Source organism: Marivirga atlantica, from assembly GCF_016734805.1.
Taxonomy (GTDB): Bacteria; Bacteroidota; Bacteroidia; order Cytophagales; family Cyclobacteriaceae; genus Marivirga; species Marivirga atlantica.
Window position 1 is genome coordinate 547,873 of the sequence record NZ_JAERQG010000003.1, and the last position, 22,528, is coordinate 570,400.

The 22,528-nt window shown below is 37.3% G+C and carries 15 protein-coding genes; 5 read left to right on the forward strand and 10 right to left on the reverse strand.

Annotation, left to right across the window (positions count from 1 at the left end):
* Window positions 1-5: 5 nt before the first annotated feature.
* Complete coding sequence (locus tag JKP34_RS14105; protein ID WP_201922783.1) at window positions 6-683, reverse strand: metallophosphoesterase; 678 nt, start codon at window positions 681-683, stop codon at window positions 6-8.
* Window positions 684-950: 267 nt separating this feature from the next.
* On the opposite strand from JKP34_RS14105, the gene JKP34_RS14110 reads away from it, so the two are divergent.
* Entirely contained in the window at window positions 951-1,964 is a 1,014-nt protein-coding gene (locus JKP34_RS14110) for an LLM class flavin-dependent oxidoreductase (RefSeq protein WP_201922785.1), read from the forward strand.
* Window positions 1,965-2,058: 94 nt separating this feature from the next.
* Here JKP34_RS14110 and JKP34_RS14115 read toward each other — a convergent pair whose 3' ends face one another.
* The 6 genes from JKP34_RS14115 to JKP34_RS14140 all read right to left on the reverse strand — a co-directional run bounded on the left by JKP34_RS14115 (window position 2,059) and on the right by JKP34_RS14140 (window position 14,656).
* Window positions 2,059-4,359, reverse strand: coding sequence for a glycoside hydrolase family 3 N-terminal domain-containing protein (locus tag JKP34_RS14115; protein ID WP_201922787.1), 2,301 nt, complete (start codon window positions 4,357-4,359; stop codon window positions 2,059-2,061).
* A gap of 23 nt (window positions 4,360-4,382) precedes the next feature.
* Window positions 4,383-5,807: a glycoside hydrolase family 30 protein gene (locus JKP34_RS14120; protein WP_201922792.1), complete on the reverse strand. Its 1,425-nt coding sequence runs from the start codon at window positions 5,805-5,807 to the stop codon at window positions 4,383-4,385.
* 34 nt (window positions 5,808-5,841) lie between these two features.
* Entirely contained in the window at window positions 5,842-8,616 is a 2,775-nt protein-coding gene (locus tag JKP34_RS14125; protein WP_201922795.1) for a carbohydrate-binding protein, read from the reverse strand.
* 87 nt (window positions 8,617-8,703) lie between these two features.
* Window positions 8,704-9,990 (reverse strand): PKD domain-containing protein, encoded by a 1,287-nt coding sequence (locus tag JKP34_RS14130; protein ID WP_201922798.1) that lies wholly within the window; start codon window positions 9,988-9,990, stop codon window positions 8,704-8,706.
* A 24-nt stretch (window positions 9,991-10,014) separates the two neighbouring features.
* A complete protein-coding gene (locus JKP34_RS14135) occupies window positions 10,015-11,547 on the reverse strand; it encodes a RagB/SusD family nutrient uptake outer membrane protein (RefSeq protein ID WP_201922801.1) in 1,533 nt (510 codons plus the stop codon).
* Window positions 11,548-11,569: 22 nt separating this feature from the next.
* Window positions 11,570-14,656 (reverse strand): SusC/RagA family TonB-linked outer membrane protein, encoded by a 3,087-nt coding sequence (locus JKP34_RS14140; RefSeq protein WP_236665006.1) that lies wholly within the window; start codon window positions 14,654-14,656, stop codon window positions 11,570-11,572.
* 309 nt (window positions 14,657-14,965) lie between these two features.
* On the opposite strand from JKP34_RS14140, the gene JKP34_RS18365 reads away from it, so the two are divergent.
* Entirely contained in the window at window positions 14,966-17,866 is a 2,901-nt protein-coding gene (locus JKP34_RS18365) for a triple tyrosine motif-containing protein (RefSeq protein ID WP_201922809.1), read from the forward strand.
* Window positions 17,867-18,035: 169 nt separating this feature from the next.
* Here JKP34_RS18365 and JKP34_RS14150 read toward each other — a convergent pair whose 3' ends face one another.
* Window positions 18,036-19,097: a formylglycine-generating enzyme family protein gene (locus tag JKP34_RS14150; RefSeq protein ID WP_201922811.1), complete on the reverse strand. Its 1,062-nt coding sequence runs from the start codon at window positions 19,095-19,097 to the stop codon at window positions 18,036-18,038.
* Window positions 19,098-19,229: 132 nt separating this feature from the next.
* Here JKP34_RS14150 and JKP34_RS14155 point away from each other — a divergent pair, with 132 nt between their 5' ends.
* From JKP34_RS14155 to JKP34_RS14165, 3 genes are all read left to right on the forward strand, one after another.
* The gene (locus tag JKP34_RS14155) at window positions 19,230-19,667 is read left to right on the forward strand and encodes a MarR family winged helix-turn-helix transcriptional regulator (RefSeq protein ID WP_201922813.1); all 438 of its coding nucleotides are present in this window, start codon (window positions 19,230-19,232) and stop codon (window positions 19,665-19,667) included.
* 94 nt (window positions 19,668-19,761) lie between these two features.
* The gene (locus JKP34_RS14160; protein ID WP_201922816.1) at window positions 19,762-20,763 is read left to right on the forward strand and encodes an NAD(P)/FAD-dependent oxidoreductase; all 1,002 of its coding nucleotides are present in this window, start codon (window positions 19,762-19,764) and stop codon (window positions 20,761-20,763) included.
* Window positions 20,764-20,766: 3 nt separating this feature from the next.
* A complete protein-coding gene (locus JKP34_RS14165) occupies window positions 20,767-21,087 on the forward strand; it encodes a 2Fe-2S iron-sulfur cluster-binding protein (RefSeq protein WP_201922819.1) in 321 nt (106 codons plus the stop codon).
* Window positions 21,088-21,125: 38 nt separating this feature from the next.
* Here the strand turns inward: JKP34_RS14165 and JKP34_RS14170 are convergent, their stop codons facing one another.
* Window positions 21,126-21,617 (reverse strand): DUF4199 domain-containing protein, encoded by a 492-nt coding sequence (locus tag JKP34_RS14170; protein ID WP_201922822.1) that lies wholly within the window; start codon window positions 21,615-21,617, stop codon window positions 21,126-21,128.
* 8 nt (window positions 21,618-21,625) lie between these two features.
* Window positions 21,626-22,507, reverse strand: coding sequence for a DMT family transporter (locus JKP34_RS14175; protein ID WP_201922824.1), 882 nt, complete (start codon window positions 22,505-22,507; stop codon window positions 21,626-21,628).
* Window positions 22,508-22,528: the final 21 nt, after the last annotated feature.

The following is a 22,528-nucleotide window of genomic DNA, read 5'->3' on the forward strand; positions in this document are numbered from 1 at the left end:
ATATATTAATTCAAGTTAATTTGATCGATATTCTTTTGAAAATGAAGTTCAAGGGAATCAAGATTTAGACAGCATAAATTACCCATTCCTTCCTGCTCCATTTTAAAACAGCCATTGTCAATATCCATCACCTGGTTCTTGTCAAACTGATCTCTCATTTCAATAATTCTTTTTTTGGTAATAGGTTCATGACCGTGAATAATCTTCCTATCTCCCAGCCATTTGTAATTGATAGTTTCATACCAGCCTCTTATCCACATCAGGTTATGGCTATCCTCTAAAGGATTTGCTTTGGAAAAGTCGAGTCCGGCATGTACAAAAATATGCTCCCGATCATCCTTATAAAGCTTTAGGTTCTTAAACCAATCAATATAATGATTGTCCAACTGATTTAACTTCTTAACACCAAAGCTATCTAAAGTTTCAGTAAATATAGAAGGTGGATTACCGCTGTCAAGATAATCCAAAAGCATATCTTCATGATTTCCCTGAATGGTGTGAATCTGATAGTCATTTTGCTGAAGATACATGATTTTATCAATCACCTCCTTGCTTCTGGGCATCCTGTTGATGTAGTCACCAAGTATGAATAATTCATCTGATTTATTCAATCCTATTGAATTCAAAAGCTCCTCAAAAGTAAGTCCGCATCCGTGTATATCGCTGATAGCGTATTTTGGCATATTTTTAAACTTTGGTATTTGCTTTATAAATAAATATATCGATCGGATGTTTAATTAGTAAACCTTGAGCTCTTATGATTCAAGCCTTAACAATACGTAGAACTTGTTTTAGCAATTATTCAATAGTACATAATTATGAAATATAGAAGCCGCATTCAATGTATTATTGCTGTCATAGATTAGTGATTCTTCTCAACTTTAAGACATCAGAAACGTGTAGTGGATTATAAAAGAATTTATAATTCGTATACAATCCCCATTAATTAGATGAAATCAAATATACCTTACTCCATATTGGAATTAGCCACCGTTTCTCAAGGAGAAACTCCTGGAGATTCTTTTGAAAAAGCTTTAGACTTAGCGCAAAAGGCTGAAACAGCAGGCTATCATCGCTTTTGGTTGGCAGAACACCATAACATGAAAAGTATTGCCAGCTCTGCTACTTCGGTATTGATTGGTCATATAGCTAGTGGCACAAAAAAAATACGTGTCGGTTCCGGAGGTATAATGCTCCCTAACCATTCTCCTTTAATTATTGCTGAACAGTTTGGTACCTTAGGGAGACTATACCCGGATAGAATAGATCTAGGCCTTGGCAGAGCACCAGGCACGGACCAGACCACTGCTCATGCCATCAGATCAGATAGAATGCAATCTGTATATCGCTTTCCTGATGAAGTGAACCAAATTCAACAATACTTTTCAGCTGACAATGAAACCTCTACCGTGAGGGCAACAGTGGCTGAAGGGGTAAATGTACCATTATATATTTTAGGCTCCAGCACTGATAGTGCTCACCTTGCGGCCAAGAATGGATTGCCTTATGCTTTTGCTAGTCACTTTGCCCCAGGTCAATTGATGGAAGCTTTATCGATTTATCATAATGAATTTGAACCATCGGAACAATTGGAGGAGCCCTATACCATTGCCTGTGTTAATGTAATAGCTGCTGACACAAATGAGGAAGCAGAACAACTCTCAACCTCTTTAATTAAAATGATGTTAGGTGTGATGACCAACAACATAGATTATATGCAGCCTCCTACAGCTATGACGCCTGATTTAAAGGAATTAGCTATGAGCCCAGCTTTTCAGCGTATGCTAAAATATGCCTTTATTGGTGATAAAGCAGATGTTAAAAGGAAGACCAAAGAGTTTATTAATGCTACACAGGTAGATGAGCTCATGGTAGTTTCTCATATTTACAATCATGAGGCGCGGTTGAAATCTTATGAAACTTTTGCTGAAATTATGCAGGAATTAATGAGTATGGAAGCCTAAAGTCATTCGTTTTCAGAATTTACAATATCAATAAAAAATCCGTAGTGTTCAAAGGAACACTACGGGTATAACTAAACTAAAACGAAGCTCTTTTCTAATCCACCAATTCAATTGTCTGGGTTAATTCTCCAATTATTAATTCAAATTCTCCTGCCTCTATTACTGCTTTTCCTGTAGCATCGAAATATTTTAAATCATCAGCTGTCAGTTCAAACCTTACAGTTTTTCTTTCACCAGCAGCTAAGCTAATCTTTTCAAATCTTCTCAATCTTTTTACATCAGGTGTAATTTTACTCGCATATAAATCACTGCTAAATAAATGTACCACCTCTTTTCCTGCTACTTTTCCTTTGTTTTTAACCTCCACACTTACCTCAATTACCTCTCCATTTCTGAAAGTAGACTTATTCAATGTGAAATTGCTATACTCGAAATCGGTATAGCTTAAGCCATGACCAAAGAAAAACTGTGGGTTATAGTCCGCCTCATAATTATAAACACCTTCTGCTTTCTTTTGCTCTTCCGAGGGCTTATGTATATAAGAAATGGTAGCATTAGGATAACGAGGGTAAGTATAAGGCAGCTTACCACTAGGGTTTACATCTCCAAAAAGGATATCAGCTAAAGCATCCCCTCCAAAATTCCCCGGCAAATAAGTTTGTACTATAGCCTCCATTTCCAGCTCAAAACGGCTGATCACACGAGGCCTTCCTTCATTTAATATTAGAATGATTGGTTTGCCCACTTTAGCTAAAGCCAAAGCAAGCTCTGTCTGATAAGCCGACATGTACAAATCATTCATATCTCCTGGCTTTTCGGTATAAGTATTTTCTCCTAAGCACAACACTACAACATCTACCTCTTCGGCCAGCTTTAGGGTAGCCTCCATCTGATCATATTTTTCTTCATAGTATTTTCCTCCCATGATGTAGCTCACTCCGGGACTGTACATCACATTGCCATCTCCAATTTCATTTTGAATGGCTTCTAATATGGTATTGTATTCACTAGCATATTCAGGCGTTTTTTCCCCTTGCCAGGAATAAGTCCATGCTCCATTGAGCGTTCTCATAGAGTTAGCATTAGGACCAGTTACTAACACCTTTTTATCTTTAGAAAGTGGGAGGATATCATTTGAATTCTTCAATAAAGTGATTGACTCACTAGCCATATCATAAGCTGCTTTCTCAAAAGCTTTACTTCCAAAATCAGGATAATCTTTAAAGTGAGTAGTAGGGCGGTCGAATAAATTTAAGGCAAACTTCACTCGCAACACTCTTCTTACGGCATCATCAATGCGTTCCATTTTCACAGCCCCCTCTTTAACCAATTCGATCAGACCATCGCAAAAAGTTTCATAATCATAAGGTACCATGGACATATCAATGCCTGCATTGATAGCTAATCGGATGGCTTCTTTATCTGTTGGAGCAATACGATCACGTCTGTGAAGGTTTTCAATATCTGCCCAATCTGTTACTATTAGTCCTTTAAAATTTAACTCCTCTTTCAAAAGCTTAGTAAGTAAGTCATAATTAGCATGTACAGGTACACCGTTTATTATACCAGAATTAATCATAATGGTATGTGCACCAGCCTCTACAGCCGCCTTAAATGCAGGTAAATGATATTCGCGTAATGCTTCAGGAGAAATATAAGAAGGTGTTCTATCCTTTCCTGAAACTGTAGCATGATAACCTAGAAAATGCTTTAAACTTGAAGCCACATGTTTAGGATCACCTATATTATTATTGATTCCCTCGTAGCCATTAATCATTTCAACACCGAGCTGTGCGCCTAAATAAGGATCTTCGCCAAAAGATTCCCACATTCTTGAAAATCTTGGATCTAAGCCTAGATCTAAGACTGGAGAAAAATTCCATGGAATACTACTAGCACGAGTTTCATAGGCTGTAATCTCTGCACCCTTGCGTACCAAATCTCTATTTCTGCTTGCTGCCTGACCTATCTGCTGTGGAAACATGGTAGCTCCTACCGTATAAGTGGCTCCGTGTATTTCATCTACTCCATATATAATAGGTATCTTTAAACGTGTATCGTTGGTAGCTACATGTTGAATTTCACTGATGATACTATACCACTTTTCAGGAGTCAAAGCTCGGTTGTTAGCAGTATTCAGAACAGAACCGATGTGGTAATCTACCAAGGCTTTTTTTAATGAGTCTTTATCGAGTGACAGTGGCTCAAAGCTGGAGAAACGATCTTCTCCTTTTCCCACTACATCCAGGGTAATTTGAGTCATTTGACCCACTTTTTCCTCCAGAGTCATCTTTTTTAATAACTGCTCAATTTTTTGTTCATTAGCTTGTGCCTGTGTCCAATGGATTGTTACAAAAGAGAGGCATATAAATAATATTCCTTTTTTCAAGATCATGTTAGTAGTTAATTATACTTACTTTAAATTACAATTGTCATAACTTCACCAGCAGACAACTCTACTGATAAATGTTTTTCATTTTGCTGAAGAGCAACCTTCTGCGCCTTTTCCTGGTCATTCAAAAGAATGACTACAGTTTGTCCTTTTGGTGTTTTAAAGGCTACATTAGGCACTCCTTCTATCTTATTACTTTTGATTCGCTTTGAGCCAGGTCGCACATATTTTGAGGCATGACCTATGATATAATAAGCGGGATTTCTTTCTATCTTATTTCCCTTAACAGTAATCGCTCCTAGGCAACGATCACAACCTCCCCTGTCTGTATGAGGATCTTGATTTTCATCTGCTGCAAGATTCCATTCCAAAACAGTACGGCTCCAATTTCTGGTAGCTCCAATGATCAGTTCTCTGGTATGCCATGAAAGGTTGTTAGGGAAGTCTCCCGGAGCACCTATCCATTGTTCAGTAAAATATAAATTCTTATCTGGGTGTGCTTTATGCACTTCAGATAATGCCTCAATCTCACCTCCGTATAAATGAAAGGCTGACCCATCGATATATTGATTAGCCACGGAATCATTTAATATGCTAATGGGGTAATCAGGCCTGTCTGCATTATGGTCGTAGATAATTATCTTTGTCTTTAGTGCAGCATTCCTAAAAGCCGGCCCTAAATAGCTTTTAATAAATTCTGCTTGGGCCGTTGCCGGCATAAATAAACTCGGGTTATTACCTGGGTGCAAAGGTTCATTCTGTACTGTAATGGCATCAATAGGAATACCATTATTCTCCATTGCTTTAACATATTTCACTAAATAGTGCGCATAGGTTTGGTAATATTGAGGTAGCAAAGATCCTCCTCTGGTATCTTGATTACTTTTCATCCAGCTTGGTGGCGACCATGGTGATCCAAGGATTTTTACGGCTGGATAAATAGAGATAATTTCCTGAAGCACTGGAATCAAATATTTTTTATCATATCCTAAATCAAATTGCTTAAGCTGCAAATCCTCAGCACCCTTTTCTACATCATGATAAGAGAAAGGTGCTTGATCCAAATCAGAGGCTCCGATACTTAAACGTAAATAACTAACACCTATACCATTGCCTTCCGGACTAAATAATTCTTTGAGTACCTCATGTCTAGCTTTCGGATTCATTGAAGCTAGATGCATAGCACTTCCTCCTGTTAAGGTATAGCCAAATCCATCTATCTCTTGGTAAGTGCTATCGGGATTGATTTGAATAAGTGGAAGCTCATCTGCAGCAGCATCTGCAATTACCTGATTCTTCTCTTCTAATAATTTTGTTTGATCAAGGGTTGTACGAACTATAGTTACTTGATAATTCGATTCAGATTTATCTTTTGAGCTAGACTGAGCACAGCCAATAATCACCAAGAAAATAAAGCCAGCACATAAAAGGCTTCCATAAATATTTTTCATGTGTTTAAATATTAAAAATAGCGACTGTGCTACTTTAAAGGATAACTATTTTTTTGATGGCTTGAGATGTTTTGTTGAACAACATGACAAAGTACATCCCTGACTGTAAATTATGTTCAACGAGCATTTGGTTTCGGCTTCGAGAAATTTCCATTTCCTGAATAATTTCACCTCCAAGTGAGTAAATAACCAGCTTATCAGGAGAGAAGGAGCTTCCAAAATCTATGTTAAAGTGATTTTTACCTGGATTTGGATAAATATTTACTTCCTCATTGACTATTCTTTTTTTTGTTGAAGTAGGGTTCACATCGGCTACTTTCTTAAGTTCAAACCAGTTTAGATTGAATAAGGAGGAAGTAGCTGTTAAACGAAAAGTGTAAATACCCTTATCAAGGAAAGCACCGGAGCCTTTGGCTGTTTTCCATGTTTGCCACCCACCTGTTGCCTCAAAAGAAACCTGAGAGATAGCTATAGCAGTGCCTACTTCATTAAAGTATTTTAAAGATAGAGAACCTCCACTACTTTCAGAAGCTACTCGGTAGTTCACTTCATAATTAGACGAATCAGTAACATTTACCATATATTCTACATAATCGCCATTATCGATATAGGAAAGGTTAGAGCCTCCTCCATTGTCTTCAGCATCTTCTAAAGAGAAACCATTATTAAGTACAAAGTCTTCAGCCTGAATACGACCTGGAATTTCATGAGGAATTATTCCTCCTGCTAATACAATATTTACCGGCTCATCAGAAAACGCTTCCAATGCTACACCCGACTGTGTCATAATCTCAGTGCCGTTATAACTGATCAAAACTTCATCGTAATAATCTAAACTTTCTTCAAGCTGTACATTAATCAGTTGTAAGGTATCTTCAGCTAAGGATACGGCAGAGATGGCGACTGCCTCGCCATTTCTTGTTACTGAAAAACCATGTGTATCAGGTATGGCTTCAAAGGTTTGGTTAAAAAGGAGTTTTATATTTTTTTTTTGATGAGTGCCTTCTTTATTAAGTATTTTCGGTTGCGCTACACTGGCAGAAGGACCGGTAAACGAAAAGTAATTTATGTTGAAATCACCTGTTTCAAAGTAAAGTTTAATCCTGTTAGTTCCTTGTTTAAGTACTACATCAGATACCGTTGTAGTTTGCCACGCTTGAAAATCACCTGTATTTGGCAGCTCAATGGATTCCGTTGCCTGTATACCATCTACCTGTACGATTAATCTTCCATTTGCATTGGTGGAAGCTGTTCTTAGATTTAGGTCATAATTTCCGGCTTCTTCCACTTGAACAGTAAATAATAACCATTCACCCTGCTCTATCCATCCCACATTAAAGCCATTGCTTAGTTCGTCTTCACATGCTTCAATGTCTACCCCATCATTTCGGTAAGCATAGCCATTGTTCCAGGTGGTACCACCTGCACTACCACTTGTATTAGAAGCCACATTATCGAAATAAGCAAAGCCATTTTTACCTAAATCATAATTCACCGCATAAATTATATTTTCATCTTCCGGAATAATAGAATGAGCAACAAAAGGCTTAGTAGCATCTGTATGAGGTTGTCTGATTTTGGCATCAACCACATCTTTATGGTAAATATTATTTTCTAATTTCAGATCTTCGGCTAATTGCATTAAGCCTGCATAGGCATCAGCTTCTGATGGTTTTTCCGCTCCATTGTTCCAATAATCCAATATAGCCTGATATTGATCATTTCTTTTGATTTCCAAAGGATTATTAGAACCCAATTTCTTTAATGGCCACCAGCACCAGCCCATATTATTCTGCTCAAATAAGGTAATAGCATTTGTAAACCATGTATTGGAATTTTCACCAGTTTCTCCAAGCCAAATAGGTACATTACGTTCATTTCTCATATCCAGCATTCCTTGAATGGCTCCCTGATCATTGCCATTCCAATATTTATGATAGCTGATGACTAAGTTATCATCCCATAGTGTGGGTAATCCGCTATAGTTATTTCCCCAGCAGTTCCCTTCTATCACTACAAAGTGGTTTTGATCTACCTCTCTAATAGCTTCTGTAATGTCTTTTTGTAAATTCCATAACAAAGTATTTTGCGACTCAGCACAGCCATTAGGATCATTATTAATATCCTGAAAACCCCAATTAGGTTCATTTATTAAATCGTAGCCAGCAATATTAGGCTCATCTTTATAGCGGTCAGCTAATTTTCTCCAAAGTGCAATTGCTTTTTCCTGATTGGCCTCACTTTCCCATAAAGATGGTTTGGTGTCATCATAATCACTGATATCCGCATTTTTTCCCTGACCACCAGGTGCAGCATGTAAATCCAAAATCAAATACATATTGTTTGCTTTACACCACGACAATAAGCTATCAGTCATAGCAAAGCCCTTCTCTCTCCACGTAATTTCACCTTCTATAGGTTCTTCTTCTATTGGTGGGGTAAATAATTTGTAATGCATCGGCAAGCGAATGAGATTATAACCCCATGCTGCCATAGAGTCAACATCAATTTTTCGCATGTGGTTGGCCAACCAGGCATCATAAAACTCCTCCTTCTTTTCAGCACCTACTAATTCCTCTATGCGTGCTTCTAACTCATGTTGTGGGCCACCAGTACCAAGCATATAGCCTTCCTGCAACATCCAGCCACCAAGTCCTATACCTCGAAAGATAATTTCATTTCCATTCTCATCTTTTATTTGTGTGCCATCTGCTTTTAAAAAACCTTGCGATTTGACATTTAGGTTGCCAAACAAGAGAAATAAAAGTATCAGAAATATTGTTCTACTCTGTTGCGGTATGCTATTCATCTATTAAATATTTACTAACCATTAATCATTATTAAAAAATTGTTGGCAGAATATTCCTGCCAACAATTTAATTAACCTAAACTATTTCTAATTCATTTCTACTAATTCAACATCATCTACAGTAACCCCATCAGCACCTAGGTTACCATCCCAACTTCCTACTTTAATTAATACGTATACAGTTCCAGAGTCAGAAAATGAGGTGGTATTCCCTATTTCTATTCTACCCGTGGTATAATCTACGCCATCTTCAGGAGCTGTGCCAGATACATAGTATTCATTCCATGAGCCTGTAGCTCCGGCATTATTTACTAATGCTTTAAATTTGTAAATCTGACCTGCAGTTACATCAACAGCTTGCCATACACCAACATTGGTTTGTACTGAGCTTGTTCCATTACTAAATTTCATTACTCCATCTGTAAATTCTACATCAGTTAATGCCATTCCCATATCAGTAACTGTCCAAGCAGCAGGATTTTCCATGTCACTACCTTCCAAAATATTATCTCCTTCTAATAAGCGAGGCTGTGCTACAAACTGAATATCATCAAGCCACAAGCCATTTTCTCCGAGGTTTCCATCCCAACTACCTGTTTTAATAACCAGATAATAAGTACCATCAGTTGCTATATTCACTTTGCCATCTCCCAAACAGGAAAGTTCACCTAGCGTAGTATCAAATGCATCATTACCACAGCCAGTCCAGGTATTAAGTCCGGTAAACACATCTCCTGAAGGATCACTTCCTTCTTCAGGCTCATCTTGTAATAATATTACTTCCAGCCAAGAATTAGTCATCCCTGAACCCTTAACAGACGCATCGAATTGATAGGCCCTACCTCCTTTTAACTCAACAGCCTGCCAAATAGCTAAAGTTGACTGAGCCGGATTTCCATTAGTTACATTCAAAGCTCCATCAGAAAAGGTATAATTAATTTCCGTATTACCTGAAGCTGTAAAAGACCATGCTTCCTCATTTTCCATGTCACCACCACTAACAGCACTTGACCCTGTGACAGCATCATTTGCTACGTCTACAGTTTGAGTAGCTGTTGAATAGCCTCCTGCACTTAGCACAGTAAGCGTCACTTCATAAGTACCTCGATCATCATAAGTTACTGTGTCAGTGGCTTCACCTACAAATTCATTTCCATTTCCTAAATTCCATTTATATGAAAAGCCCTTCTCTGTTGTACTCTGAAGAACATAAGTATTCTTACTATTTTGTGTAGAAATATCAGTGATAGTAAAAGCAGCTTCTGCTTTAGGTCCTAAGCCTAACTCCTCATCGTCTGGAGTACAACTTATACCACCAAAGATCATAAGAAAACCAGCCACAATGCTGAATGAATTTATATTGATAGATTTCATAATTTTAGATTTTAATATTAAAAATTAATAAGCCGGGTCTTGCTCAAGCTTGGTTCCGTCAAATTCAAGTTCTGATTGTGGAATAGGTAAGGCATCATGTTTTCCTTCAACAAAACCTCTATCTTTCAATACCTCCTCAGCTTTTCCTGTTCTTATTAAATCGAACCATCTATGACCTTCACCCGCTAACTCTAATCTTCGTTCTTGCATAATGCTTTCCATAGTAGCTGGTACAGGGCTTAATCCTACTCGCTCACGTACAGCATCCAGAAGTGCTTGCGCTCTGGCAGCATTTATACCACCTCTTACCAATGCTTCTGCCTCCATTAGGTAAGTATCGGCTAATCTGATTTCATACTCATTGGTAGGGAAATTAATTTCAAATGGAGCTGTATTATCTTCCGTTTTATTCTCTTCCTTCCCGGCAAACTTTGCTAAAAAGTATCCTGTATTTTCATGTGCTTTTTCATAGGTTAAAACTCCTGCCTGCTCCAGGCTGTCTATATTGGCAATAGTAGTTGCATACCTAGGATCATTGACTCCTCCTTGAACGAAGGCATTGACTAAACTTGGCGTTACTGTATTAAAGCTCCAACCAGATACAAAAGAAGGTGCAGCACTTTCATCAATTATTGTATATCCTCGAGGGGCTACCATAATACTTAAAGGATTTCCTTCAGAACAGGCTATACAATCCCACTGACCTTGCGAAGTAGAATTATGGCTGATTTCAAAGATTGATTCTGCATTAAATTCATTGTCTAGTCTAAAGAGATCCGCATAGTTATCTAAAAGGCTATTACCAAATTGACTACTACCTCCAGGTGTACCATTTACCTCACTAAATTGTGTAGCAGCCTGATCAAACTTTTCTTGCTGTAAGTAGACTTTACCTAACATGGCAATACCAGCAGCTTTTGATGCTCTACCAGCTTCTGTACCTAAATCAACACTTGCAGGTAAATCAGGAATGGCAGCCAATAAATCTGCTTCTATTTGCTCATAAACTACAGGCTTATCAACTTGCTCTACCTGAAATATCTCAGAAGTAGGCACTGGTGCTGTAATTAAGGGTATTCGTTCAAAAAGCCTTACCAGATCAAAATAATAATATGCTCTTAAGAATTTAAGTTCCGCCATGAATCTTGCCTTTAAAGCGTCATCCATTGGTACCTCTGGTAACTTCTCAATCAAAATATTAGAACGGAATACTCCGGAATAATTCCTGTTCCAGAACTCATATTGTGGTCCAACAACCGGATTTAGTGTATACTTGTCCCAAACCTGCATTTCATTGATGTCAGTAGGGCTACCACCACCAGCGAAAAAATCATCTGAAGCAGCATTTAACAAACCTGTTTTCACTACATAAGAGTTATTCCATCCGAGCGGATCATATGCTGCAATAAGTCCATTGTAGGCCTCTTCAGCATTTTTATAATAGTTATCTTCTAAGGCTGTTCCCTTCGGATCAACCTCAATAAATTCATCTGTACAAGCAGTGAAAACGAAGCATATCAAAGAAAGTATCGCTATATTTTTATATGTAATTTTCATAATCTTATTCTTTAAACTATAATTAAAAACCTAGACTAACGCCTATCATGTATGATCGAGCCTGTGGGTAAATCCCTCTATCTATTCCAAAAGAACCTCCCCCTATTTCAGGATCATATCCAGTATATTTGGTGAAAGTCAGCAGGTTCTCAGCCATGACGTAAATTCGTGCCTTATTTAAGCCACTTCGCTCAACAATAGAGAGAGGTAAATTGTAGCCGACTTGCACCACTTTGAATCTGAAGTAATCACCATCTTCAATGTAAAAGTCTGAAGGGTTTTGGAAGTTTTTATTAGGATCAGTATTTGTTAATCTTGGGTAATCATTTGAGGTACCAGGACCTGTCCACCTACCTAAAGCAGCTGATTGATAATTAGCTGTTGAAATATCTAAGCGTCTCAAGCCCTGAAAAATCTGATTGCCCGCTACGCCCTGACCTAGTACATACAAGTCAAATCCTTTATAATCGGCATTTAAACTAATACCAAACGACCAATCAGGAATTGGACTTCCTAAGAATGTTCGATCATCCTCATCAATTACGCCATTTCCGTCTAGGTCAGCCCATTTAAAATCACCTGGCTGTGCATTGGGCTGGATAAGGCCTTCACTTCCAGTATAGTTGTTAATCTCCTCTTGTGTTTGAAAAACACCTAGCCTTTCATACCCATAAAATGCATTGATTGGTTGGCCTACTTGCATTCTGGCAATTGTACCCATGGTTTGGATAGATGAGGTATTGTAATATTCAACATCACCAAGGTTAGTAACCTTATTCTGTAAATAGGAAACATTACCTACTACTGAGAAATTTAAGTCTCCAATATTTTCTCTATAGCCAAGTTCAAGTTCTACGCCTGTGTTTTGCATGTCTCCCACATTGGCCTCAGGCTGACCTATTACTCCCAGGTAACCAGGTATAGGTTGTCCCCGCAAGATATCAGTAGTCTGCTTTTTATACCAGTCAAATGTGATATCAAGATTATTTAATACTGTGGCCTCAAAACCGATGTTTAGCTGACTAGTTTCTTCCCATTTTAAATCTGGGTTTGCAGGTGCATTTGGGCTATAACCATTGGAACTTGTATTAGCATTTCCGAAGGTATAATTTCTACCTCCTCCAATAGTTGATAAAAACCTGAAGTCTCCTATGTTATCACTTCCTACTACTCCGTATCCACCACGAACTTTAAGAAAGTTTAGCACATTATTAGAAGGCCAGAAAGACTCACTTGTGGCTACCCATCCTATTGATCCAGATGGGAAAAATCCATACTTATTATTTGAGCCAAATCGAGATGAGCCATCTCTACGCAAAACTGCTGTTAAAAGGTATTTCTCACCAAAGTTGTAGTTCAATCTGGTGAATAAAGAAGAAACTGTATGTATTGTACCCTCTCCTGCTCCTCCAGTAATATCATCTGAAGGGACATTAAATGAGAAAGACGCATCATCATAATTATCTGCAGGAATATTTGCCTTGGCTACATCGAAGCTAAGTACTTGATTTTCCCGATAAGCACCTTGCCCTATTAGTACTGTGAAATTATGTTTATCTATTGAATTAGAATAGCTCGCAGTATTTTCTAAGTTCCAATCAAACCTTCTATTAAGGTTACCACTAACATTTGTCTTTAAATTTTGATTGGTCGTGTTTAGGTAAAAAATGGGGGTAAAGTACTTACCTCCATAAAAAGCTATTTTGCTTCCTATTGTTGATCTTAGGGTTAATCCTTCAATTGGCTTAACCTCAGCAAAAACATTGCCTACGAAATTATCTCCAAAATTGTTATTTCCTAATCTTGTTTGGATATAAGCTAAAGGATTAATCATTTCTTGCTGAACAATACTTGATATTCCATAAGGTCGGCCCGCAGCATCTCTTACCACCGGATTGGTAGCATAAGGTGCACCATTGGCCACATCATTATCTGTAATAACTGCTGGTGTTATCGGATCTAGATTTATTGCTGAACTTAGCGGACCGCCAAACTCACTATTTGTATTTCCTAAACCAACAGATTTATCATGCGAGTATCCAATGTTTTCACCAATAGTTAACCAATCTTTTATTTTATGGGTAGAGTTAAGTCTTAAATTGGTTCTTTGGTATTTTGAAATATCAGTTGCTACAATACCTTCTTGCTCTAGATAACCAAAGGAGAAATAGTAAGTAGACCTATCGTTTCCTCCACTTATACTAAGTTCATGATTTTGTCTTTTTGCTTCATTGTTAAATATTAAATCCTGCCAATCAGTTCCTTCTCCAAAAGATTCAGGATTTTCGAAAACCACCGCATTTCCGTCTGCCAAAGAAGCCTCATTTCTTAATGTTGCATACTCAGTAGCATTTAATAAATCCAATTTTCTTGCCGGCTCCGATACGCCCAAGAAACCATTATAAGAAACATTCATACCACCTGATTTACCACTTTTAGTAGTTACCAGTATAACACCTGCAGCAGCTCTTGCACCATAAATAGCTTGTGAAGCGGCATCCTTCAATACCTCAATTGAAGCAATATCCGATTGATTCAAGTACCCAATACCTCCATTATCAACTACAACGCCATCTACAACCCACAAAGGATCATTATTATTTAAGGTTGTAATACCTCTTACACGAATAGTAGCTCCCTCACCAGGTTGGCCAGAGTTAGAGGCAATTGTAATACCTGAAGCTCTACCTTGTAAGGCCTGCCCTACATTATTAACAGGTAAGGTTTCTAATTGATCAGAAGAAACACTAGAGATAGCTCCTGTTACCACTTTTTTCTTCTGTTCACCATATCCCACGACTACTACTTCAGAGAGTGTTTCTATATCTATATTCAGGCTAGCAGTAATCGAAGATTGGGTACCAACAGGAATTTCAAGTGTCTTATATCCAATAAAAGAAAATGCCAGGACATCATTCTGAGAGGCTTCAATGGTGTACTCACCATCTAAATTTGTAATGGTTCCACGAGAGGTACTTTTAACAGAGACATTCACACCGGGTAATGGTTCGTTGGTTTCTGCATCAATTACTTTTCCAGTAACAGTTTTAGATTGAGCCAAACCCCAATTTGAAAGTAATAAAAGACCTACTAGTAAGTAAATTTTCATTTTCATAATAGTAAAGTTTAAGTATAGGTCGTTAATAATTTTAATTGTTTGTTTACTCATCATGCAATCGTTTGCAATCCGAAGTTTAAACATAGACGCCTAGAAAACTATTAGCAAAATCCACCTTACACTTCCATTACACCAGAAACCAAAGGCATTACGTCAACATTACTTCAATCTATCTAACAAACTGAATGTCAAATATTTATTTATAATAAAAATGGGTTAAAATTGACCTTTTTGAGTTGTTTTTATTTTGAGGTAATGTAAATTATCTATATGTTGCTTAAATATTTGGGACTTAACACTGTGAAAATAAATCAATTCTTCATTTTATTTTTGGTGATCGTTTGCTGGCAAGAAGCAGCTAGTCAACATATTTCTACAAATGAGTATTCAGCACTCAGGGGAATCCCTCAAATAATTCATTATAATAGAAATGACTTCCATGCAGATCCTCAGTTTTGGTCAGTCTGCGAAGGGCAAGATGGTGTGCTTTATTTCGGCAATAATGACGGAGCAATTATTTTTGATGGTGAGCAGTGGCAAAAAGTCTCCTTACCCAACAATTCTTCAATACGTTGCCTAGCAGCTGATAAATCAGGCAACATTTATGCCGGTGGATTTAACGAATTTGGCTTAATTAAAAGAGATTTGACAGGACAGTACTTTTATAGTTCTATTAAAGACTCCTTAAAGTTCACTGATCCTAAACTGGAAAATCTATGGCAAGTACATATTCTTGACAACCTGATTGTATATAGAAGCTTTAGTAAGCTTATTACCATTGCAGGAAAAAAGATTACTAAACTTCCTGCAGGCTCTAACTTTATTCGATCTTTCGTTATAGATGGCCAATACTATGTTCAAGACCAGTTTGAAGGCATTTATAAGTTGAATAAGGAGAAGTTAAAGCTTGAACTAGTCATATCAAGTGAAAAATTATATGGAGAAGAAATAATTGCTGCTTTTCCAGCCGAAAAAACAAAAACCTGGTTAGGAATTGGTATCACTGGTAAGGTTTTAGAAATAAACCTTGAAACCAAAACCTCTACTGTATTGAGGGAATTATTTGACCCTCACCAGATTAATAGAGTTGAGTGTGCACTAGAAGCGAAGGAAGGAACGTATTATGTCGGCACCATTAGTTCTGGAATAATTACACTCAACAAAAAAGGAGATATATTAAATGATGTAGATACCTACAACGACTTACAGGACCAAAGTGTGCTAAACCTATTTCAAACTAATCAGGGCAATATATGGGCTTTATTAAATAATGGTTTGGACTGCATTACTGCCAACTCACCTGTTCGTACAATCTTTGAAGGGGCCTCATTGTATGATGTGCATATTAAGAAAAACGAGGTTTATCTAGCAACAAATCAAGGAGTATTTTATTCTGAAGATGTATCAAAGGTACCTCCTAAATTTTCTAAAGTGAAAGGATTAGAAGGACAAGGTTGGTCATTACAAGAGTACGAGGGTGATATTTTAGCAGCACATGATAAAGGACTGTTTGAGATTAAGAAAAATAGAATTACTCAAATTAGTAACATAACTGGGGTATGGAAAGTAATTCCTATTCATGAGAAAGAAGGCTACTATTTAGTGGCCACCTATGGTGGCCTTTTTTTACTGAGTAAATCAGCTGATAAATGGATGGTACATAATAAAATTGAGGGCTTTGATGAATCAACAAGAGATATACTGGAATCAAAATCACCTGGTACTTATTGGGTTTGTCACGGCTACAAAGGAGTCTTTCGCATAAAAATCAATGATAATTATACCAAACTGATTTCATTAGAGCATTTTACTACCCAAAATGGCTTCGCTTTTCCTTACAGCATAAATGTTTTTGAATGGAATAATGAAATTGTGTTCACTTCAAATCAAGGCATCTATCAATATAAGGCTGATGATAACCAGTTTATACCTTATAAACCTCTAAATTCTGTACTGGATTCAACAAAAAATACGCGCACGCTTTTTCAACATTTAGATAAAAGCTGGTTTGTTCAAGATGATGAAGCCGGATTTTTTTATAATTCGGATCACACAATAGAAAAAGGCTATTTTCTTCAATTTAAAGGCGCATTTAATAGAGGAATGGAATGCATTATTCCTCTTGATAGTCAAAAAGTATTGCTAGGCACGAAGACTGGGCTTTATTTATTTGATTTAACCTATAAGAATTCGCATCAACAGTCAAATACCTTGATTACAAGTGTGAGTTATAAATCAGATCAAACGGATCAATATTTACCTATCTCGCCAGAATCACGTATTCAACTTCCGTATAATACAGCTTCATTCAGTATTAAATTTGCAGCACCTGAAATGCAGAATGATGCTGACATTCAATACGCTTACAAGCTAGAAAACATTGACAAAAAATGGTCTTCATGGCAATTAGATGCTCACAAGGAGTATGCTCATTTAAGACCTGGTAAGTATACCTTTAAAGTTAAAAGCAGAAGTCTATTAGGTACTGTTGGCAATACAAGCAGCCTTAACTTTGAAATCATGCCACTCTGGTACCAAACCAAATGGATGATGTTGGTTTATGTTATTCTTGGAACTAGCTTAATTCTTATCACCATACGCCTGGTAAAGCGGAAAATTAATAAAGAAAATGCAAAGACAAGAGCCGAGGCTGCAAGGGATAAAAAATTACTAGAGCTAGAGTTAGAACAGCTTAGACTTCAAGCTGAAAAAGATAAGATCAATAAAGACAAAGTGCTGCTGGAAGAGGACGTTCTTTATAAAAGCAAGGAGCTTGCAAATTACACCATGATGCTGGTGAAGAAAAAAGATATATTTTCGGAAATCAGAGATGATATTTTGGAATTAAGGAGATATGTAAAAAATGAAATCTCAAAAAAGAAAATCCAGAATATGTACAAAAAGCTAAATCAGCATGCTATTGGAGAGGAATACATGCATGTTTTTGAAACAAATTTTGAGCAAGTACATCATGATTTCTTTACCTCTTTAAAAACCCATTATCCAGATTTGTCACAGAGAGAACTCAGGTTATGCGCTTTTATAAAAATGAACCTGACGAATAAGGAAATTTCCCCTTTACTAAATATCTCCGTAAGAGGTGTTGAAACTGCACGCTATAGATTGAGAAAGAAAATGGACCTAGAGCATGATGCCAACCTTACTGAATACTTAGAAAGTATTGATTACGAAAAGGCATAAAATTCTTTGCTCTACTTTACAAAAAAAAGATTTCTCAAAACAAGGTGTGAATCTTGATTTAAAAAAGGTATTTAGAGTTAATCTACATCCGTTATATCGCTGATAGCGTATTTTGGCATATTTTTAAACTTTGGTATTTGCTTTATAAATAGATATCTCTAACTGATGTTCAATTAATATCCTTCACGCACCTGAAACCGGTATGATTCAAGCCAGAATCCTTACTTGAGCTCATTCTACGAGATACTCTATAGCCACTACAGTAACTATCATTACAAAGAAAAGAACCTCCACGGATTACATGTTTTGGAATAGTTGGCTCTTGTGGGTCATGGTATTTATTGGCTCCTTCGGGGTTTGTTACTTCACCTTGCATTGCATATTGGGCATAAGTTTCAGCATTATATTTATCCTGCACCCATTCCCAAACATTCCCTGCCATATCGTATAGTCCATAGCCATTTGGTGCAAAGGATTTTACAGGTGCCGTTCCAAAATAACCATCCTCCTCTTTGTTTTCATATGGGAAAAAGCCTTGCCAGAAGTTTGCCTTGTCAGAAGCTTTCTCTGCCGATTCATTGCCCCAGGGATATTTAGCACCTGCCTTACCTCCCTGAGCAGCCCATTCCCACTCTGCTTCAGTTGGTAAACGTTTACCGGCCCACTTAGCATAAGCTTGAGCATCTTCCCATGAGATATGCACTACCGGATGATCCATTTTGTCTTTAATGTTACTATCTGGCCCAAGTGGATGTTGCCAATTTGCACCAATAGTCCATTTCCACCATTGGCTATAATCCTGCATATCTACTGGTCCTTCAGTTGGGGTAAACACTAAGGCACCAGCTTTTAATACAGAATCCGCTGGTTTTGGTGTTCCAGGAGGTAATTGCTTTTTCATTTCATCCCAATTGATATCTCGTTCAGCTATTGTTTTATATCCGTTAGCCTCAACAAATTCAGCAAACTCAGCATTGGTTACTTCAGTAGCATCCATGTAAAAGGCAGAAATACTCACTTCATGCTTAGGAAACTCATCCCTATAAGCTTGTTCACTTCTTCCACCCATGGTAAATTTTCCAGATGGAATTAAAACCATGTCTTTTAAACTTTTCGCATTAGAGTTTCCTTTCTCGCTCCCGTCATTATGCGGTTGACAAGCCTGAATTGCTAAATAAAATAATATCAACAGTATTAAATGATATAGCGGGTTTAAGTTTCTTCTTAACATTGGAGCCTTTATTAATCAGGATTTAAGTTCCTAATTCTTATTTAAGCGTCAAAGTGAAACTTTCAGAAGAATTTATAACTCATTCACAAAACTTATCTATCTTTGCAATAGTTAGTACACTAACTATTATCAATGCAAGAAGCAAAACTATACAGCAGGTACTCCTTTCTACTCGACAGAACAGCTCGAAGGGTAAAACAATATGCCAAGCAGCGGTTTAGAGAACTAGGTTGGGCCATCACGGTTGACCAATGGGCCATTTTAAAGCAATTGGCAGATCATGGTCCTCAGAACCAGCGTGAACTAGGTGATAAAACTTTTAAGGATAACCCCACCATTACCCGAATATTAGACTTATTGAATGACAAAGACTATGTGGAAAGAAAGCCACATCCTGATGATAGGAGAAGCTTTTTGATTTCCTTAACTAAAAACGGGGAGCAGCTTGTAAATGAATGTTTACCTGAAGTACAAAAAATTAGAATGAAGGCTTGGGAAAATCTTTCTCAAAAAGACTTCAAAGAGTTTAAAAGAATACTCGATAGTATTTATGACAACCTAAGTATTTAATTGAAATTCATATTTAAAAATTAGTTAGTAAAACAACTATAATTATACGAACTTTGTAGCCCTAAAGGCGTTGTAAAAGAACAACTTTAAAAGCATGATACAAACAGATATTTGCATAATTGGAGCCGGACCTGTTGGTTTATTCTCAGTTTTTGAAGCCGGTTTATTAAAATTAAGATGCCACCTGGTAGATGCACTACCACAGGTTGGCGGTCAGTTATCAGAGATTTATCCCAAAAAACCTATTTACGATATTCCAGGATTTCCTGAAGTAAAAGCACAGGAGTTGGTGGATAATCTGATGGAGCAAATCAAACCCTTCAACCCAACTTTCACACTTGGAGAAAGATTGGACACTGTTGAAAAAACTGCTGAAGGTTTTCATCTGACTACCAGTGATGGTACCAATATTGACTGTAAAGTTGTGGTCATAGCAGGCGGACTCGGTTGCTTTGAGCCACGTAAACCGCCTTTGCAGGATATAGCCAACTTTGAAGGTAAAGGGGTGAGCTATATGGTGAAAGATCCTGAATTATTCAGAGATAAAAACGTAGTACTTGCCGGTGGTGGTGACTCTGCACTAGACTGGACGATTGAGCTTTCCAAGATTACTAAAAACCTAACTTTAGTTCACAGAAATGAGACTTTTCGCGGAGCACCTGATTCTGCCGAAAAAGTATTTGAACTCGCCAAGGAAGGTAAAATCAATCTCTTATTAAAGAGTAACCTTGCAGGCTTATCAGGTAACGGCAAGCTTAACGCTGTAAAGATCACAGGCGCTGATAAATCAGAACTTGAGCTTGATACAGACTATTTAATTCCACTTTTCGGATTAAGTCCTAAATTAGGGCCTATCGCAGATTGGGGGTTAAGCATTAACAAAAATGCAATTGAAGTTAACACTACTGATTACAGTACCAATGTTCCCGGCATTTATGCCATTGGCGATATTAACACCTACCCAGGTAAGTTGAAATTAATCCTTTGTGGATTCCATGAAGGAGCCTTAATGGCACAAAGTGCTTTCAAGCATATTTATCCTGATAAGCACCTAAGCTTTAAGTATACTACTGTAAACGGAATTGAATCTTTCTAAAATATGATCAGAATAGCTGTAAGAGATTACAACGATGAGGTAAAGGAGATTGAAGCTCCAACTGATATGAATCTAAGCCTCATGGAATTGCTGAAGGCCAACGAATATCCGGTATTAGCTACTTGCGGTGGAATGGCTTTATGTGCCAGCTGTCATGTAAAAGTTGAGGCAGGTTTAAATCACCTGAAGGAAGCAGAAGATTTAGAGATGGACATGTTAGACACACTTCCTAATGCAGAACATAATAGCAGGTTGGCTTGTCAGCTCAGACTAACTGATGCTATGGATGGCATGCAAGTAAGACTTGCCGCGGATGAGGACTAATAATTACATTAATTCTATATTCATTGAAGCACTGTATTTTATACAGTGCTTTTTTCTTTCCTCCTCACAAAAGCAGCAACTATAGCCGCAGTAAATACACCAACAACCAGCCCAAAAACACTACTCTGTATAATATAGGCTGTTAAATTAAAATAACTTTCAGCTTCTTCCTGTGTAGCATTTCCGCTCTCTACAGCATAATTTATGGCATTTGTAAAATAATCGGGCGTGATTACCGCATGTGTAATCCATTGAGAAAGTGGAGCCAGAACCGCAATTATTATGCTTATTATAACACCACTTACAAATCCCTGCTTCCAGGTCATAATACCATTATAGTAATTGTTACGCTTATCTATCAAGGCGAATACATAAACCAGAATAGCTACTATAGAGAAGAAATTAGTGTAGGTAGCATGCTGAGCGATCAACTCATCGTGCCAACCCATGGCTTTTTCGAAAACCATCCATAACAAGGCAAGCACTGTAAATATAAATGCCCATTTAAGTTCTATCCGATATTTTTTCATGGCAATGTTTATTTAGTTCTTTTACTAACTAAATATACACCAAAAAATATAATGGATGCATAAAGCATCTTTTGCCATTTGAATCCTTCCAGACCTAATGCTACTGTAATAAGTGTGGCAAATACAGGTTGCAAATAGATGTAATAGCCTACAATAGTAGAGGTTACATGTTTCAACGCAGCAGCATTTAATAGATAAGCCAGAAAAGTTGTTCCGATGATTACATAGGCTACGCTGCCCCAAATACCTGCATCAAGTTGCGATAAATCAGACTCCATTAAAGGCACTAAACCAAATGGCATGATCATAAAAGTACCAAAAAGAAAGGTCCATTTAATAACAGTTATTGGCTCATATTTATGCATCAAAGGTTTTACCAACACTAAATAAATAGCATAAAAAGTGGCGTTTAGAAAGATGAAAATATCTCCTTTGAATGAGTCATTATCAAAACTGATTTCTTTATTTGACACCAACAAAATAGCTCCTATCAAACCCAGCAAAATACCAATCACCTTCCGCCTTGTAATTCTTTCCTTTAACCACCAGGCTGATATTAAAAGTACAATGATCGGGTTCATCGTCATGATGATGCTGGCATTTACAGGATTACCTAAGTTCAATCCATTAAAAAATATAAGCTGATTAGCCATTACGCCAAAAACCGCACACTTGGCAAAGTGCAGATAATCTTTCTTGTCTTTAACTTTTTCTTTAGAAGTAAGGAGATGATAAATCCAGAAGAGCACTGTCGCCACAGAAACACGAAGCATAATAAAAGCATTGGGCAACAAATAATCAGGCATCACCCCTTTAGCGATGATATAATTTGCGCCATAAATAAGCCCCACAAAACCTAATGCGAGATGTACCTGCCAGTTTTTTTGCATCTGGCAAAAGTAGTAGATTAT